Raw genomic sequence first — 493 nt, forward strand, 5'->3', positions numbered from 1 at the left:
ACCGAACTCACGACCTCGCGTTCGATGTAGCCCATCATTACATTGGTCATCGTCTGGTCGCGTTCGGTCATCGTGAGCCAGAACGACAGCGTCTGCGCGAGCGCCAGTCCGACGAACAGGATCACGGCGAGTCGCGCGAACAGCGTGCGGGGCCAGCGCGGCCATGACGCTGTAATCATTGCGGATCTCCGATGGCGGTCACGGCGGCGGAGAATACGTAGCCTTCGCTGCGCAGCGTCTTGATGTAACGCGGCTCACGCGCGACATCCCTCAGGCGTTGACGCAGACGGCTCACCATCAGATCGATCGAACGGTCGAACTGATCGGCCTGGCGGCCCTGGGTCAGGTTGAGCAGTTGATCGCGCGTCAGCACGCGCTGCGGATGATCGAGGAACACGCGCAGCAAACGGTACTCGGCGCCGCTCAGCGCGACCATCGTGCCTTGCGCATCGAGCAGATGACGCGCGGTGGTATCGAGCCGCCAGTCGCCGAA

General features: G+C 63.5%; 1 protein-coding gene and 1 pseudogene. Both read right to left on the reverse strand.

From position 1 onward, the window contains the following. Positions 1 to 179: pseudogene (locus PQQ53_RS34980) on the reverse strand (two-component sensor histidine kinase); the annotation flags it as partial. Then, positions 176 to 493, reverse strand: a 318-nt coding sequence (locus PQQ53_RS34985; RefSeq protein WP_408329312.1) for a winged helix-turn-helix domain-containing protein, incomplete at its 5' end; no start/stop codon positions are given. The gene PQQ53_RS34985 and the pseudogene PQQ53_RS34980, both read right to left, overlap by 4 nt.

The organism is Paraburkholderia strydomiana (genome assembly GCF_046030495.1).
Lineage (GTDB): Bacteria > Pseudomonadota > Gammaproteobacteria > Burkholderiales > Burkholderiaceae > Paraburkholderia > Paraburkholderia strydomiana_A.